12 protein-coding genes and 1 pseudogene are annotated in these 14,582 nt (G+C 38.2%); 4 read left to right on the top strand and 9 right to left on the bottom strand.

The window, feature by feature from the left end; genetic code table 11:
• Positions 1-23 precede the first annotated feature (23 nt).
• Positions 24-974, bottom strand: coding sequence for an aldo/keto reductase (locus KKC91_00240; GenBank protein MBU0476986.1), 951 nt, complete (start codon positions 972-974; stop codon positions 24-26).
• 810 nt (positions 975-1,784) lie between these two features.
• On the opposite strand from KKC91_00240, the gene KKC91_00235 reads away from it, so the two are divergent.
• The 4 genes from KKC91_00235 to KKC91_00220 all read left to right on the top strand — a co-directional run bounded on the left by KKC91_00235 (position 1,785) and on the right by KKC91_00220 (position 8,319).
• A complete protein-coding gene (locus tag KKC91_00235; GenBank protein ID MBU0476985.1) occupies positions 1,785-2,939 on the top strand; it encodes a glycosyltransferase in 1,155 nt (384 codons plus the stop codon).
• A gap of 5 nt (positions 2,940-2,944) precedes the next feature.
• Positions 2,945-4,069 carry a glycosyltransferase family 4 protein gene (locus tag KKC91_00230; protein MBU0476984.1) on the top strand — a complete coding sequence of 375 codons (1,125 nt, stop codon included), beginning with the start codon at positions 2,945-2,947 and terminating at the stop codon, positions 4,067-4,069.
• A 233-nt stretch (positions 4,070-4,302) separates the two neighbouring features.
• Positions 4,303-6,213 carry an AAA family ATPase gene (locus tag KKC91_00225; protein ID MBU0476983.1) on the top strand — a complete coding sequence of 637 codons (1,911 nt, stop codon included), beginning with the start codon at positions 4,303-4,305 and terminating at the stop codon, positions 6,211-6,213.
• Positions 6,214-8,319 (top strand): BatA and WFA domain-containing protein, encoded by a 2,106-nt coding sequence (locus KKC91_00220; GenBank protein ID MBU0476982.1) that lies wholly within the window; start codon positions 6,214-6,216, stop codon positions 8,317-8,319.
• Positions 8,320-8,326: 7 nt separating this feature from the next.
• On the opposite strand, the gene KKC91_00215 is transcribed toward KKC91_00220, so the two are convergent.
• The 8 genes and pseudogenes from KKC91_00215 to KKC91_00180 all read right to left on the bottom strand — a co-directional run bounded on the left by KKC91_00215 (position 8,327) and on the right by KKC91_00180 (position 14,361).
• Positions 8,327-8,542, bottom strand: a complete 216-nt coding sequence (locus KKC91_00215; GenBank protein ID MBU0476981.1) for a polysaccharide deacetylase family protein — start codon at positions 8,540-8,542, stop codon at positions 8,327-8,329.
• Between the two features lie 145 nt (positions 8,543-8,687).
• Positions 8,688-10,814 (bottom strand): hypothetical protein, encoded by a 2,127-nt coding sequence (locus tag KKC91_00210; protein MBU0476980.1) that lies wholly within the window; start codon positions 10,812-10,814, stop codon positions 8,688-8,690.
• A gap of 22 nt (positions 10,815-10,836) precedes the next feature.
• Complete coding sequence (locus tag KKC91_00205) at positions 10,837-11,664, bottom strand: sugar phosphate isomerase/epimerase (GenBank protein MBU0476979.1); 828 nt, start codon at positions 11,662-11,664, stop codon at positions 10,837-10,839.
• Positions 11,665-11,697: 33 nt separating this feature from the next.
• Positions 11,698-12,171: a hypothetical protein gene (locus KKC91_00200; protein ID MBU0476978.1), complete on the bottom strand. Its 474-nt coding sequence runs from the start codon at positions 12,169-12,171 to the stop codon at positions 11,698-11,700.
• Positions 12,150-12,671 carry a hypothetical protein gene (locus KKC91_00195; protein ID MBU0476977.1) on the bottom strand — a complete coding sequence of 174 codons (522 nt, stop codon included), beginning with the start codon at positions 12,669-12,671 and terminating at the stop codon, positions 12,150-12,152. The genes KKC91_00200 and KKC91_00195 overlap by 22 nt, the downstream gene beginning before the upstream one ends.
• A 5-nt stretch (positions 12,672-12,676) precedes the next feature.
• Positions 12,677-12,820, bottom strand: a complete 144-nt coding sequence (locus tag KKC91_00190; protein MBU0476976.1) for a hypothetical protein — start codon at positions 12,818-12,820, stop codon at positions 12,677-12,679.
• Positions 12,821-12,940: 120 nt separating this feature from the next.
• On the bottom strand, positions 12,941-14,197 hold the full coding sequence (locus tag KKC91_00185; protein MBU0476975.1) for a hypothetical protein: 1,257 nt from the start codon (positions 14,195-14,197) through the stop codon (positions 12,941-12,943).
• Positions 14,194-14,361 (bottom strand): annotated as a pseudogene (locus KKC91_00180) (AAA family ATPase). The gene KKC91_00185 and the pseudogene KKC91_00180 overlap by 4 nt, the downstream one beginning before the upstream one ends.
• Positions 14,362-14,582 lie beyond the last annotated feature (221 nt).

Below are 14,582 nucleotides of genomic sequence, written 5' to 3'. Positions count from 1 at the left end.
AATAAAGAAAATGTGTAAAATATTCAGATATTTAATAATTCTTCAATTATTTCGATATCGGTTTCAGTAAGTTTAACATCACCCGCAGCTGCAGTTTCCTTAATCTGCAATTTGTTTCTTGCTCCCACAATTGCTGCAGTTACTTCTTTTCTGCGCAGAACCCATGCCAGGGCAAGCTGCGCAAGAGTTATATTGTTCTTCTCAGCTACAGGTCTGAGAGATTCTACGAGTTCAAGATTTGCACTTAACTTGGGCTCTTGAAATTGCATATTCTTGCGCCGATGGTCATCCTTTGGAAGATTTTTAACTCGTTCTTTAGAGAACTTTCCTGCAAGAAGCCCTCTTTGCATTGGGCTGTAAACTATAACTCCAATATTGTTTTTTTTGCAATAATCCAGCAGCTCATCTTCAATACCTCTTTCCAACATGCTGTAAGGCGGCTGGAGTGATACTACTGGATGAATAGGTTGAATGCGTTTGAGCTGTTCCACACTAAAGTTTGAAACACCGCCGTAGCGAATTTTCCCTTCTTTTATGAGATTTGCTATTGTTTCCCATCCTTCTTCGATCTCTTCATCAGGACTAGGATGGTGAATCTGATACAGGTCAATAACATCTACTCTAAGTCTCTTTAAACTTGCTTCAACCTCTGAACGAATACTATCCTTTTTTAAACTGTTGAATATATTTCGCTTTTTATCCCAGCATCTGCAACATTTTGTTGCAATAATAGGTTTTTCTCTCATTTCTTTTATAGCTTTACCCACAACGATTTCAGAATGTCCAAGGCCATAAAGAGCAGCCGTGTCTATCCAGTTTATGCCAATATCAACTGCTTCACGTATAGCAGCAATTGATTCTTTGTCATCCTGCGGCCCCCATGCGAATTTCCACCCGCCTCCGCCAATTGCCCATGTGCCGAGACCGATAACTGTTATATTTAAATCACTATATCCTAATTTTCTTGTCTGCATAATCCTATATTCCGCATTTCTCCGCACCAGTTAAAATAAGTTTTACCCGTTTTATCTAACATCCTAGCAATCACTTGCGTTGTGTTATTAGTTTAATTATGTTTTTTATCATAAAGAATGTCGAATGGCAAATTTATTGCAAAGTTCTGCCATTATGCTAACATACGGATTATAGTCATGGATCCGGGAGTATAATTAATGACACATAATAAGAAAGTTCTTTTTGCCCAGATGAAACAGATGCTTTCAGAAAAAAAGGTTAAAAGATGGAAGGATATCTCAGCCGTCCTTGAATCTGTAAAGAGAGCTTCTCCTGAGATTGAGGCATTCACTGACAAGGAATTCCTGAGCGCACTTCATAATGGTATTGCGTTTATTACATACGATTTTGGAATTGATGGAGTTTCAATAGAGATAAGTAAATATGCCCATTGCATGGAAAGAATTTTTGCAGACACTCATACCACTCTCCCTGTTCTTCATTTTATCAGCGGCGATTTTCACGATAAAGCAGATGCGGTTCTTAAACCGTCGTGGAATCGTTTTCATATCCGTGAAATGAACGGATGGTCTAAATGGCACAAAGGGAAGTGTTTCTCAAAGCTTTTTTATGAGGATATGCCCGAGGGCAGCAAAGTTTCCAGTGATCTTGCGATGGAGATGTGGGATCAGGCAGTTTCTTTTGCAGAAGAACTTGGCTCCTATGTAGTGGATAAGAAAATTGCATTGCTTTTCCCTGTTAATATTTTTTCAAATCCCGGAAACTTTGCGATTGCGCTTGCTACTATTTTAGTTTCTGAAGCTCTTGGTATGTATGTATTGAATTCAAATCATGATTTCTATTGGGAAGGAGGAAAACCTGCTTCAGAACGCAAACTCGGAGAAAAAGCAGGGATAAGGGATCACTTTTTTAAAAACATTAAGAATCTGGCGTTCTTTTCGCTGTTTAAAAAGCTTTATCCATGGAATGGAAAGCGTTGGATTCAGGTAAATATAAATCATAAGCAATCGCGTTACCTTACTACACATTATGGGTTTCCTGAAAATAGAGTGTTTGAAATATCTACTTTCATAAGCGATGAATTTTTAAGAGAATATACAAAGCAAGATGTTATGTCGTCCCGTTTGCGAATGGCATATATCCTTTCAGACGGCAAACCAAAAATCAAACCTGTTCCGGTTTCCTCTCATATTGGGAATCTCACAAACTGGATGAAGGGACAAAAGCCCATAGTTTGTGGATTTAGAGATGGGCTTGAGCTTGATTTAACAAATGAAAAGATTATTTACTGCTTGCAGCCCACGCGCGTAGTTGCCAGAAAACGTATTGAAAAGAATTTGCATCTTTTTTCTGCGCTTATGAATTATCCCTTTTTTCGCAAGGAATTTGAAAGCAATAAAGACATTCAACTTATTCTCCATATAACAGGGCCTGTTCCCATAGAGCATCAGGCAGATCTTGAAACTGTTTTGAACGCTTATGTTGATTTATGTTCAGTATTGCCAGAGGATATTTCTGACCGTATCTTTATCGCGTTTTCAGTAGGAACAGAAGAACACCCAAGCTTTAAGGCAAATGGACTGGAACGTATGCATATTGAGGACATTTACAGACTTGCTACAGTAGTTTTGTTCCCCAGTGAAACTGAAGGCAGAGGATTGCCTATTATTGAGGCTAGTGCGTGTGGAATTCCTATTATATGCAGCCACTATTATCCTGAGGAGGTTTTTGCCAATGTTGTAGGGAAATATCTTCCTGAAGAGAAGCAGATAAAGTGCGTGCTTTTTCCCGAGAATGACTTTTCTCAGGATTTTCTTAGTAAAGCTACAAAGCTAATGTTCGGGGAAAATGAAGAAGAACTCAAAAAGCATAACGTCAATGCTGTAAGAATGCGTTATGGAACTAAAGTTCTTGCAGAGACATTTTATAAACTGCTCAGAACTTTGAAAAGATCTAAGGACTGAAGTATATGCATATCGGATTTATCGAAGATACACATCTTCATGGCGGAACTCAGATCTGGGTTTCTGAAGCGGCCAAAGCTTTCATTAATAAAGGAGAGGCTGTTACTGTTATTGCGCCTCTGGGTAGCTGGGTAGCTAATGAATGTTCTAAAGCAGGAGCACATATTATTGCATATGACTGGGACAGGGTTGTAGCCAAAGGCAATGAATTTAAAAGGATATGGATTGAAGGTCTGAATAACTGTGATGTTGCTGTTTGTACCGTGCATCCGCCGAGGCATGGATTCCACTGCGCTGTTTTTGGCGCTGAATGCATAAAACAAGCTGGTCTTGACACAATTCTTATACCAAAAACAGGGACTATTGTACCTGAATATCTGAGGGAATTTTATCTTCCTGATGACTCCATTAATGTAAGAATCATCAGTATCACAGACTTTACACGCAAGTATCTTATTGATAATTATAAAATCCCTTCTGAGAAGGTTGAGCTAATCTATCAGGGAACAGAAATTGACCGTTTTACTTCTTCAGATGAAAACAAAGCTGAATCCTTGAGGCGTTATCCTCTTTGTGGTACTGCCGCTCCGGTTCTGGGCTCAGTTGGCTCTTTTGAAGAAAGAAAAGGACAGGTCATTCTTCTCGAGGCGGTTGCAAAGCTCGCAGCTGGTTCTATTCCTGACATTCATTTGATGCTTGTTGGAGACGGGCCAGATGAAGAAATGTTGAAAGCAAAAGTTAAAACAATGAATCTTGAAAAAAACGTGGCATTCTTCCCTTTTACTAATGAACCAAATTATGTTTTTGAAAGAATTGATATACTAGTTCTTCCCAGCCTCTATAAGGAGGGTTTGCCAAATGTCCTGCTTGAAGCAATGTCTATGGGACTGCCCGTTATAGCGTCGGAATTAGCAGGAGTACCTGAAGTTGTCTTTAATGGGAAAACAGGATACATGGTAGAACCCGGTAACCAGAAAGAACTTATAGATGCGATTGTCAAACTCTCCTCAGATAAAAACAATTACCTGCAGATGGGTAAAAACGCTCGTAAGCTTATGGAAGAAAAGTTTGATAAAAGAGTGCAGTTTAATGAATTCCTAAAGTTCTTTCACAAGATTACAGGTAAATAAATCCCACGATATTGGTTGCGCCTATCCCTTTGCTTTAGGTTGTCCCCTCCCCCTCAACCGCCTGCTTTAGCTGGCGGTTATTGTAGAAGCATTTGCGATTTTTATGTAGGGGACAGGCATGCCTATCCCCTACACAGGATTTCATCAAAAAAACGAATGGATTGTTTTGTTGTTGTGATTTATAATAGATTTCTAACAAAGGTTATGCGAAGTAATTTAAGGAGGATACTGAAATGGATGACAGTAAGATTGTTGAAGCGGATTTAGGGGCAATTGAAGAATTTAAGAATGCCAGAGAGAAAATCTTAAAAGAAATTCGCAAGGTAATTATTGGTCAGCAGCAGATAGTAGATGAAATTTTGATTGCCATGTTTTCCAGAGGTCATTGCCTTGTTGTCGGCGTGCCCGGACTGGCAAAAACATTAATGGTAAATACAATTGCGCAGGTCATGGATTTAAAGTTTAAAAGAATTCAGTTTACTCCTGACCTTATGCCCTCAGATATTACAGGGACGGATATCATGGAGGAGGATTCTCAAACGCACAAGAGGAGTTTTAAATTTATAGAAGGTCCGATCTTTGCAAATATAGTGCTGGCTGATGAGATAAACAGGACACCACCAAAAACACAGGCTGCCTTGCTTGAAGCAATGCAGGAATACAAAGTAACTGCAGGAGGGGTAACCTATCCTCTGGAGCTTCCGTTTTTTATTTTAGCGACACAGAATCCTATAGAGCAGGAGGGCACGTATCCTTTGCCTGAGGCGCAGCTGGATAGATTTATGTTTAATATCAATATAGACTATCCTTCCAAAACTGAAGAGCAGGAAATAGTCAAATCTACTACATACGAAACCAATACTGAACTCACTCCTGTATTGGATGGGGAAAAGATACTTGAGCTTCAGAGAATCACAAGGCGCATTCCTGTTTCTGACCATGTAGTCATATATGCGACAAACATTGTAAGAGCATCCAGGCCAAAGGATGCTTCTGCTCCGGAATTCATAAAAGACTGGGTCAGCTGGGGGGCAGGGCCAAGAGCCGCTCAGTATCTAATACTCGGCGCAAAAGCGAGAGCAATAACACGGGGTGACTATAACGTATCTTGTGAAGATGTAAGAAGTGTTGCTGCTCCTGTACTCAGACATAGAATTATTATCAATTTTAATGCAGAAGCTGAAGGAATAGACTCAGAGAAGATTATAGAGAAGCTGCTCAATACAATTACAGAACCAACAGAAAGGATTATGCAAAGCTATCGTAGGTTTCTCGATCCAAAGGTAATTGCAAAGATATCCAACCTGAACCTTGTTGCAAAATTAGTTGTTGAAGGATTTATATCCGGCCTGCATAAAAGTCCATATCAGGGATTCAGCGTAGAATTCTCTGAACATAAGGAATATTCCCTGGGAGATGACCTAAAACATGTAGACTGGAAAGTATATGGAAAAACAGATAAATTATATATAAAGAGATATGAGGAGGAAACAAATCTTAAAGCTTATATTCTTCTGGATGCAAGTAATTCCATGTTCTTCAAGTCAGGACATGTTTCAAAGTATGAATATGGCTGTTTTCTTGCTGCATCCCTTGCTTATCTGATGATTAAGCAAAGAGATTCCGTAGGTCTTGTGGTGTTTGATGAAAAAATAAAAGATTATATACCACCTAAATGCAGTAGAGGTCACTTAAAAAATATCCTGCAAACACTTGATAGAACCTCATCAGGACAAAAAACTAATATTAGCAAAACCTGCCATGATCTGGCTGAAACAATAAAGAGAAGAGGGTTAATAATTTTGATATCAGATCTGCTTGATGATGCAGAATCAGTAATAAAAGGGCTAAAGCATTTCAGGCATAAAAAACAAGAGGTCATTGTCTTTCATGTTCTTGATAAATATGAGACAACATTCCCTTATGAGAAGCCTGCTGTTTTTCAAGATATAGAAACAAAAAAAACTCTTTCCGTGAATCCTAAACTTATCCGCGAGCAATATTGGGCAGAGATTGACAGCTTTACACATAAGTATAAGCGCGATTGTTCTGAAGGGATGATAGACTATGTAAGGGCGGATACATCTGTGCCTCTGGACGCAGCGCTGTGTTCATATCTTTCTAAAAGAGCAAGACTGGGATAAATGTCAATATTCTTTCTTAATCCGATTTTCCTCTTTGGTATGTTGTCAGGGATTATTCCTATCGTAATACACCTGGTATCAAATCGCAAAACTGAAACCATTCAATTTAGCACTTTAAGATTCTTAAAGCTCTCGCATCTTAGAACAATGACAAGATTAAAGCTCAGACAAATCATATTATTATTGCTCAGAATCCTTATTCTTATACTCATATCGCTTGCAATATCAGGACCTGTTGTAAAATTCTCTGGATTTTCATTTTTCGGGAAAGGGAAAGCAGTAAGCGCTGTTATTATCCTTGATAATTCATACAGCATGGCTTATAGAGGAACGGATACGCCTTTTGATAAGGCAAAGGATGCTGCTATACAAATATCGAAATCTATTAAAAGAGCAGATGAAGTTGCACTTATTCTAACGAACGGCAGAGGATATCAAGGTGGTCTGGAGGATATTATGCCAGATATTTCATTATCAAATGATTATGCTGACATTGGGACGGCTTTAACTGAAGCAATAAAAATTCTTGCTAAGTCTGCAGGGCCTAATAAGGAGATATACTTGATTACAGATTTGCAAAAGGTTTCCTGGGATAATATAAAATCTCCAATTAATCTTAGCTCCGATGTGCATCTATATCTTGTAAATACAGGCAAGGAAGATTTTTCTAATACTGCAATAACAGATGTAAAACTTAAGGTAGAGAGAATGTCTCTACAGGCGCATGCTGAGATAAACAATTTCTCAAACTATGCAACAAAAACAAACACTTATATCTATATTGACAATGTGAAAAAACAGGAACAGACAGCATATATAGATGCCAACTCAAAGATTATCCTGAATTTCTCAGTGGACATGGATAAGCCGGGATTGCACCACGGCTATATTAGTATTGACCATGACAAGCTGAACATAGATAACAAATATTTTTTTACTGTTAAAGCAGCTCCCGTATTTCCATTACTTCTTGTTAATGGGCATAAATCTATTTTTCCATATTTAGATGAGTGTTTTTATTTAAGATCTGCTTTGAGCCCATCCCAAGGGGCATTATCAAGCATAAAGATAGATGAAATAACCAGAGAGGGCTTCTTATCTGAAAAGTTGGACAAATATTCTCTTGTTATACTTGCCAACGTAAAGGTCAACGATCAGGGTATTGCAGACATACTAAAACCATACGTACATAAAGGAGGAAACCTGCTGATATTCCTGGGAAATAATACTAATGTTCCGGATTATAACCGTATCTTTTATGAGAGTGAATTACTGCCTTCAAAACTTCTTATGTCTATGGGGGATGAAGATGACCATTCTAATTTTTTTACGTTTGCAAAAGTACATTATAAAAACAAGATATTCGATATATTTGAAGGGACAAATGTCAATTTAAGCCATATCCATTTTTATAAGATTTATGCTGTACAATATGATCCTGCCCTGGAACAATCGACAAAGGTGCTATCCTGGTACACAAATGGTTATCCTATGTTTTTAGAAAAACAGTTGAGTAAAGGAAGAATCTTCTTGTTTACAAGTTCTCCTAATATTTCGTGGAATGACTTCCCTATTCATCCTGCATACCTGCCGTTTCTGCATCAGATTATATATTCACTGGAACGAGAGACGAATCAGCCGCAAAGTTATTTAGTTAATTCAGCACTCAGGCTTAAGATTCCTCCTGATACGGAAAAAGTTTCAGTAATAAGTCCGGATGGTACTCTCTGGCAGACTACATCCATTGAGAATGATACATTCAGTTATACCGACACAAAAACGTCAGGTATTTATCAGGTTAATAAAGGCAAGACTCTATTTGCTGTTAACCTTGATACCAAGGAGTCAGATCTATCAAAAATAGCCAGAGATGAGATTAATAGGTATATAAAAGGGAATTTAAGCTTTATATCTACATTCGATGAGATTATTCCAAGCATGAGAAGAACAAGAGAAGGGGTAAGACTCTCAAATCCTTTACTCTTTTTATTAATATTGCTGCTGCTTATTGAGGGAATTATAGCTAATAGATTTATTCCATCCTATGCTGAACGCAAAAAAATATTTATAAGCGCAAGAAGTAAAGGGTCAAATGTCAAGATTTGACCCCCTTTTAACAATCATGGTAGCCTCTTCGTTCTTCAACCTCAAAAGGAAATACAGGCCAATTATTGGGAATTGGAAAAATTTCATTGCCCATGGTCTCATGTACAAGGCCATGGCATCCAATCTCATGCCCAGCATCACGAACCTTTTTTAACATTCTGGGATTATTCTCAGCGGCATGAGCGGTCCAGAAAAAGGTGGCTTTAATGTCGTGCTTTTTCATTATTGACAACAAAGCCGGCCATACTTAACTCCTTCATAATTAGTGGTAAAAGAGCCAATATCAGTCTCTATATCAATGCCGAAAACTACATCGCACTGTCTGGTCTTATCTTTCTTCATAAGTTATATTACTCCTTCCTATTTTTTTACCAGAGTAATTTACGATATTGGGGAATTCCATTTTCTATGACATTTCGCACTTGTCTTACTTTCCATTCCAGATGTGCCTTATCAGTCATATATTCCATGCTTGGTTCCCATCCAAGACGGGAATCCATTTCTACAAGAGGGATAGTAGCTTCTGCATTATCGATTTCTTTCTTAGCAATCTTTGTCATCTTATCCAAAATAGCATGCGCCTTCTTAGAGCTTGCTTCGGTTGCCAGGAGATTATTCAGCTTCCACCAACTCTTTACATGTATAGCTGTGATTGTAGAATTAAGTATAAAAGTACCCAGGTTTAGAAGCCTTATAGTGTTAGAACGTTTTTTCTCTGGAACTATATCTACAGCTTTTTGCATACATTCAACGCCTTTTTGCCAACAGGCTACCATCTTCTGCAAAGTTCTAATTTCTACATCAACACGGCTTGGACGATAGGATTGGATACATTCTCTGTACGGTCGATAAGAAGATTTATAATTGGTACGAATAATACTTCCACCAAAGTGCGCATGCCAACTACTGGGAATTTTTACGTCTTGTTGAAAAACCAGAGGGAAAGATGGACCGATACGGAATGGCCCATATTGATCCTCATTAGTAACAACATAGTATTGGATTGCTTCACTCCAATACTTCCATGCCTTCAACACCTGTGGAACTGCTTTTATACCAAAATCCCGTTGAGCTATTGCCTCTGAAATATGCTTAATATCCGAACCCGGACTCCAGAACGCCCATTTTGCCAATTCACTGACAAAAGAGGGATACCAGCCGTAATGATGCGACTCCATCAATCCTAATAATCCCCATTCTTTATTAGCGCTAAGCAATCCATTATATCGGCGTGCCCACTGATAAGGCACTGGTTCATAAGGAATCACGCCGTAATCCCAGGTAAGACCGCCGGTATTGCTCATTGCATAAAGCTGAATACCACGTTCGCGCGCAGCTTTAGCTTCACTCGTAAAATATTTGCCGGGACCCTCAAATGAAATTGTATAATCCATGCAGGCATTTGTTATTCCCTCTCTCTTGATTTGCTCAAACATTTCAAAAGTAACAAGCAGGGTAATATCTTTTGGAAGAGAACGTATCAGCTTTAGCCTCTCTTTTTCAGGCGCCCAGCCCCAGTTATATGTCCAGAAAACAATTTCAGCATCAGGACTATGTTTGCGTACTACCTTCTTTATCATGTTGAGCCATTCAGCATAATCGCAGCAGGGCCAAATCCATGGGTCTGGTTTTGCTGAGGGGATACCATCAGTGGAAGGCAGGAGACTTTGTGTGGTATTCGGATCCTTGCTTGGAAATGCACATGATTCTCCTACGAGAATTACACCTTTGGCTCGTGGACAAGCCTTGAAAATCGCGCCGTATGTACTCTCATAGTAAGATTCTGCATCAGCTTCATCCGGATGTTTCAAACTCTTTAAGTAACTATAAAAATACACATCCAGTCCAAAACGAGCTGCGCGGTCGACAAGATTATTGAAGTCCTGATATCCTAAAGGCGTTTGATCAACACCTTTTACAAAAAGAAGAATTGAATCCATACCAGAATGTGCAACCAGATTTAGATAATTATCAGGAAAATTATCAAGACCCCAGCCAGAATGAGTCATTCGTGGTGAAAAAACTGGTTTTCGGATTACATCCATGTGCTGCAAAATCGGTGCTTCTCGGAGATTCATTAAGTCTTCAATATAATAACTGCCTTGACCTACACCGCGCTCATCGTTCCCACATACTATCACCCGCTCCTGAGAGTAAATGATACGGTAGCTGCGCGGAACAGACAGTTTGTCTCCAAGTTTGGGTAATTCTTCTTTAGCAGCGAGAACAATAATCTTCTTACCTGTATCTGCTGCGGATGCTACATCGCTAACTCTCCTCAGCAATACAGATACATTCATACTAACCAACAGATAATCCTGTAAGTCCTTGGCCACATTTAAAACAAGTTGTGATGCCCTCCTGCTGACGACGATACTCCAGCCTTCTTCAATAATTAGTTCATCTTTTTCAGGCTTTAAATCAAAATTAGCTCTGTCAGGCAAATGAACAACATCCAAATATCTGCGAAATTCATAGCTTTTTTCAGTCATCATTTTGTTAGTCATATCCTTTTTATTAATAATTTTTCATAACAGATTTCATAAATTCTATACTTGATGGAACACCTGTTGTCCCATCTTCCTCTCCTTCATATTCAAGAGCAACAAATCCATCAAATCCTGCATTCTTGAGATGCTGAAGACATTTAGCATGATCTACGTCCCCCTCTCCGACAACAGTTGGGCGGAGTCCTCTTTTGTGAGTTGGGTCCTTTTTGAAATCTTTAAAGTGCACATACCTGCAATATGGGGCAGCAATCCTTGTTCCTTCATCTCCAGACTGACCGCACTGCATATAATTACCAACGTCAATCGTAGCTTTCAAAAAAGGCGAATTTATTTTTTCTATAATTTCTACCTGCTCTTCTCCTGTACCTGGCAGTCTGCCATGATTTTCCAGAGCCAATACGACATTATTTTTCTCGGCAGATGGAAGAACCAGTTCAATTCCCTTTATAACCTTATCAAATTCTTTTTTCAATTCTTCTGTATTAATTTTAATATATTTATCATATTGTATCCCTCCCCCAAAAATTCTCGAGACAGGAGCGCCTACATCTCCTGCGACATCAAGCCATCTCTTGACCTTTTCTACCTGTTCCACGAATTCTTCTTCATCCTTATTAAAACTGTTGGACATGGAAAGTCCTGACAGTTCAAGTGTTGTCCTGGACATGAGGGCGTTTATCTGTTTTACAGCTTCTTTATATTCAGGCAAGTATGCTACATGGAAATCGATACCTTCAATACCTAGTTTTTCAGTTTCCAAAACAAATTTCTCAAGAGACCATGCTTCTTCTTTAATATTTCTATGATAACTGTAGTGACAAAGCGACTTTTTCATTTTTTCCTCCAATATTTTTTATAATTATACTGATTACACTAAATTATAGGAAGAATAATTCCCTTCCTTACGCCAGACATCCAGCATTAACTCATATCTTTTTAACTTCATCCCAGTATATATACAATTGCTGGTAGAGAATATATATCCTCCGCCAGGCATTCCATTCTTAAGAGTATATTGAACTGATTCTACACATTCCTGGTCTGTACCACTATCCAGAAGTCCGCAATTAACATTCCCAATAAGACAAACCTTATCTCCAACTTTATGCTTTATTTCCGCAATATCTACACCAGCCTGTGGGTCTAAAGAATGAAGAGCATGTGGATTAGCCTCAATGAGCTGATCTAAAATAGGCATAATGTTTCCATCTGTATGCTTAATTGTGTAGAAACCCAGATCACGATAACCTTGTATTAATTTACAGAGGTAAGGTGTAACAAACTCAGAAAATAGCGATGGACTGAGAAAAGGGCCTGTGTTCAGGCAAAATAGTCCGAACAAAGTGCAAACCCATCAAGCCCTCCATGTTTCTGAATACGTTCTGCTTTTTCCAGTGCGTCTATAACCTTTCTCTCTGCTTCGGCTTTTAATTTCTCAGATTCATCATTCAATCTATAACTAAACTCAACCATTTTGTCTCCAGAAGGAATTGCAAAGGTTGCATCACCATGTATCATTAAAAAATATTTGTTACCTGTTTTCTCTCTTACCAAATCAATTAATATGAGTGTTTCTTCTTCAGTTCTCGGGTTAGGATGAAGTAAAATTGCGCTGTGCTGGAATCTTTTAGCTGTTTTAATATAAATATCCGCTATATCTCTACGATGAAACCCACGTTCTTCCTCAGACATCTGGTCCCATTGATTATATTTTCTGTGTTCCGGATGAACCTTTCCAAATGCCTCCATTGTCAGATAGAAAACAAGTTCAAAATGAGGAACCTGCCCAGTAATTGGCTCTCTATTTAATGCTTTAATGAATTTTTCTTTTGGTGTCATCATAGAATTTAATCTGGTAAACCACAAATCTCATCAACAAGTTCAGAAATGGCTTCTACTTTTTCAATCTGACCAATCTGGGAAATTTCATCAGAAATTCCAAGAATTAATTTCGGAGCAAACATATCAATCACCTTGCGTGTGAATTCCAACAACTCCTTGAGCGAATGAGGTTGTGCCTAATCCATGTCTCAAGACGAGGCTGCCAATACACCCTCTGCAGTTCCTTCAAAGATAGCCACTAGGTTAAGTTCTCTTCTAGTCATCAATAGCTAAACTGTCTTTAAAAAAACAGGATTCATTATCCACTTATTTTCATCCATCTCTTTATTCATTATATCTGCTAGGATATCCCATGATGCCATTCCTGACGCATACAGCGGGACACCTGTTTCTGCATGATAATTTTCTGTGAATGAACCAATTTTCTTAATAGATGAAGCCAGCAGATATAGTGTCCGGTCAGCAAGATTTTTTGCCTCTTTCTTAAATCCATAATGTAGAAGTGCATGAAACATAAAATATGAAAGAGGTATCCAGACAGGTCCCTGCCAGTTTGAGTTTGTGAGTCTTTGATGTGCACCGAATCTTGGTGGATTACCCCAAATAGCGTTATTATAATATTCACTTGATTTTGACAAACTGCGTATTCCGTATGCACTTAAGAAATGATCTTCATTTATGACATACTGTTGAATCATCAATCTTGCTTTCTTTTCATCAGGTATTCTGGCATATAATGGGATTAAATTTGAACATGACTGAAATGCATAATAGCCCCTTGATTCAGAAATATCCTTATAATGGAATTGGTGTTTACCAGTACACAGATTGTAGGCTGAATAGGATTTAACCTCGTCATACCACAGAACGTTATTAATATTTGTGCGTAATTCTTTTGCTTTCTTACGAAAAATATTATAACTCTCCTTTTTATTTAGTTTACCTGCTAGAATAGCCGCAGCACGATATTCCAGATATATCCATGCATTTATATCTACCGGGATAATTGTGTCTGGCTGGAAGAACGTCGTTACCACGTCATTATCAATACCGCCCATCCAGGAAACAGGCCATCGGAAAAGATTATATGGAGCGCTGTAATGAGTTTCGTAATATTTTAGGTATTTTTTTAGTTTGATAAACTGCGCTTTTATCCATTGTAAATCATTGGTTTGAGACAAATACATTAGTGCTCCTTGCATTAAGAATGGCTGAGCATGAAATCTTGGACTAAAACAAGAAGGCCCATCATTTTTATGAATACAATTAGGTACGTAACCGTCACTGCTTTGATAATGTAATACATTGTCTATTAAATACTTAAAATATTCCGGTTTTCCTGAGCAGGCAAACCGCATTGCCATATGATGGTTGTCCCAGAGAAAAATTATATCTTTATAATATTGACTATGAGAGATAGATAGATATGGATAGAGTAATACCTTTGTCGCCGGCTTTTCAAGAAGAGGCATTATTTTTTCAATATGTTTACGAACAATTTTATAGTCATTAGAGATAGATTTCATATTTCACCTTCCTTACATGTGTGTGGCGGATATTTTACCCCTCTTTTTGAGGGATAAAAGATATTATCTTTTGACACCTTAAGTTCCAAATATTTCTCAATGAGCCAATTTAATAAAGTGGTTTTTCCACTTTGTCGAGGACCTAATACCATGACAATTTCCTCTCTGGGTTATATGGTGGGCTGTACCTGGCATTACTATACGTGATTGTCTAGGCATGAATATATTCTAATTATCTTAATGTTTATTGTCAAGAAAAATCCTTCGCTTTGCTCAGGAAGCTTTCACAAGCGGGGAACCGTTACGGTTTTCCACAAGAATAATCACTTTATCTCTATCATCTCGCCGCAATTGGGACAATGCAAATAGCTTTGACCATCATCAT

Source organism: bacterium (assembly GCA_018812485.1).
Lineage (GTDB): Bacteria > JAHJDO01 > JAHJDO01 > JAHJDO01 > JAHJDO01 > JAHJDO01.
This window is presented reverse-complemented; position numbering and strand designations above follow the sequence as displayed.

Coding starts and splice junctions, on each gene's coding strand:
- KKC91_00240 (MBU0476986.1), bottom strand. CDS start 974: ATGCAGACAAGAAAATTAGGATATAGTGATTTAAATATAACAGTTATC.
- KKC91_00185 (MBU0476975.1), bottom strand. CDS start 14,197: ATGAAATCTATCTCTAATGACTATAAAATTGTTCGTAAACATATTGAA.
- KKC91_00205 (MBU0476979.1), bottom strand. CDS start 11,664: ATGAAAAAGTCGCTTTGTCACTACAGTTATCATAGAAATATTAAAGAA.
- KKC91_00235 (MBU0476985.1), top strand. CDS start 1,785: ATGTATGTATTGAATTCAAATCATGATTTCTATTGGGAAGGAGGAAAA.
- KKC91_00220 (MBU0476982.1), top strand. CDS start 6,214: ATGTCAATATTCTTTCTTAATCCGATTTTCCTCTTTGGTATGTTGTCA.
- KKC91_00195 (MBU0476977.1), bottom strand. CDS start 12,671: ATGATGACACCAAAAGAAAAATTCATTAAAGCATTAAATAGAGAGCCA.
- KKC91_00230 (MBU0476984.1), top strand. CDS start 2,945: ATGCATATCGGATTTATCGAAGATACACATCTTCATGGCGGAACTCAG.
- KKC91_00215 (MBU0476981.1), bottom strand. CDS start 8,542: ATGAAAAAGCACGACATTAAAGCCACCTTTTTCTGGACCGCTCATGCC.
- KKC91_00210 (MBU0476980.1), bottom strand. CDS start 10,814: ATGATGACTGAAAAAAGCTATGAATTTCGCAGATATTTGGATGTTGTT.
- KKC91_00225 (MBU0476983.1), top strand. CDS start 4,303: ATGGATGACAGTAAGATTGTTGAAGCGGATTTAGGGGCAATTGAAGAA.